Consider the following 2,237-nt stretch of genomic DNA (forward strand, 5'->3'; position numbering starts at 1 on the left):
TTCCACAGCGCTCGCGTGGTGGTCAAGGGCATCGGTTATGGCTTTTCTCGCCTGTGCCGAGCTTTTGATGCTTTCCAGCAAGGGGGTCTAGAGGGGCTTGGGGCCTATCTAAACCCGCTGAGCGACGGATTTTTGGCAGAACGCAGGGTGCTGATGAAGACCGCTCCGGAGTTGCAAAGAACCGGTAGGAAGGGGAAGGCAGAGCCTCAGGTTCACACCATACAACCAGCCCCTCAGAGCCCTAACATCGTCCCAGAACAGGGGGCGCTGCAGCAGTACTTTACTCAGTATAGGGATCAAAAATTTGTGGTGGGGAATCATAGAGATATAGAAAAAGCTATGGATGCTCGTAATGAAGGAAACCCTAGAAGAACTGCCCGTCACCACGTAGGAACCCATAAAAATAATCAAATTTTCGTCCGGTCTAATATCCATAGAGATGCAGGGATTAGTATTTTGATTCCCAAAGAATGGCATCAAGATTTTGTGCACACCGCCAATAAAATGGAGGTTGAGAATTTTCGCCAAGCTCTATTTGTGAGCGTTCGAGACATGCGAAAGCTTCCTGACAGACTTCCTCCGGGGGCTTTGCAACAAGAAGTTCGAGAAGACTTGAACGATGCATTGCTGGAAGCCCTTCGAAAAAATCGAGAAACTTTTCCAGAACAGATGAAAAAAAAGGGAGGCCCATCATGAAGTATACGTGTTTGCAAGATGTGTTGGATGAAATTTATTCAGCGGAATATGTGGGAAACTACCTTCCGCTTGCTGATGAAAAACAGTGGACAGAGGGGTTTAAAACCTTTGGTACTAAGGAAAATATGCTCTCGGCACTGAACTATTATTTTAGGATATGGGATCAAGGAGAGCGGCGCCTTAATTGGCGCCAAGAAGAAGATGGTTGCATGATTTTTGAGCGAGCCGCCTGGACCTTCTATTATATATTTGATTCTATTTCCTTTCTGAAGGACCCTTCTATTATTCCCGAATTGATGCAGTATTTTCCTCCGGAGGGGGACGTACGATGGCCCTGGACCATGGAAGACCTTTGGACAGAAATGATGCTACAAATCGTGGCAAATTATTGGGATTTTGGTCCAGCTTATATGCCCTGGCTTATGCGATCGTTACACTTACTACATCCCGGGGCTCGCTGGGCTGCTAGTTATTTTATGTCTAAAATGATTTTTGATACCTTTTACAGAATTAAGCCAGATCAATTTCCTGAGCTTCTTATACTGGATGCTTTGCCCTTGGGAAAGGGGGATTTGGTGTTGAGTTTGTTGGAAAATGAAATTTTAAGATGGCAAGAAGCATTAAAAAGGGCTAAGGCAAGATTGTGTAAAACGCCTTCTTCTGAAAAAGAAATGAAACAAGCGAAAAACGCAGTAGATTCAGCAAAAGAAAGTTTAGCCTGCGCTGAATATGTCCGGGGCCAGCTGCTCCTTCTCCCCCAGGAGGTTATTAGCATTGGGCATCGGTAAATTCTTTCGAAAATTATGTTCCTTTTGGGCAGATCGGGAGCCGGGGAGGAAGGAGGATGCGGTATATACCGGCTCCAGTTCGGTGTTTCATCCCTCTTCCATTGAGGCGCAGGAGATCTCCGGCCGGGTGGGGGCCATCCTCCATCAGGGCACGCAGATGAAGGGCAAGGGGGTACTGGAGGCGCAGTGCTACCGGTGCATTCCCGGGTATGGGAGCGCCTCTGAATCTTCTCATAATGTATATATACAAGAGCGCCGCCACAGCACCCAGCCGGTGCCCGGGTCCATTGAGGGGGTGCGCGTTGAGCCCTTCACGGATCTCAGCCAGGCCAGCACCGCTATGACTCCTCTGGAGGGGCTCCACCTTTCGCTGCAGCAGGGGGGCTTCCAGGGAACCCAGTTTAAGGGGGAGGTGCGCATTCAGGCTCGCGAAAAACTTCTCCTAACCCCCGCGGTAAGGCAGGACAGTTTTGAAAAGATGGAGGTGGTTAAGGACTCTCGCATTCTCCAGAAAACCCAGGCTCACCAAGGCCAAGGGGTGGACTACCTGGACTGTTCTGTTCAGGGTCATTTGGCGGTGGATACGCCGCACCTGGAAGTCGTTTCTAAGACGGGTCAGCGCCCTATCGGCTTGGAAATCCTGCCTCGCCCCGAGTTCACCGAGATTCACCACACGGTCGTGCCCTCTATTACTGAAGAATCCCAGAGACCTCGTACTACCTTTAAGCCTGCCTTTAAGGCCGCTCTGGGGGT

3 protein-coding genes are annotated in these 2,237 nt (G+C 49.7%); all 3 read left to right on the forward strand.

Annotation, left to right across the window (positions count from 1 at the left end; genetic code table 11):
• The coding region (locus HCUR_RS09420; protein ID WP_243397235.1) for a hypothetical protein at positions 1-696 on the forward strand (696 nt) is incomplete at its 5' end.
• Complete coding sequence (locus HCUR_RS00980) at positions 693-1,484, forward strand: hypothetical protein (protein WP_104206346.1); 792 nt, start codon at positions 693-695, stop codon at positions 1,482-1,484. The genes HCUR_RS09420 and HCUR_RS00980, both read left to right, overlap by 4 nt.
• A partial coding sequence (locus HCUR_RS08125) for a hypothetical protein (RefSeq protein WP_165780604.1) occupies positions 1,471-2,237 on the forward strand: 767 nt, incomplete at its 3' end. The genes HCUR_RS00980 and HCUR_RS08125, both read left to right, overlap by 14 nt.

It is taken from the genome of Holospora curviuscula, assembly GCF_002930195.1.
Taxonomy (GTDB): domain Bacteria; phylum Pseudomonadota; class Alphaproteobacteria; order Holosporales; family Holosporaceae; genus Holospora; species Holospora curviuscula.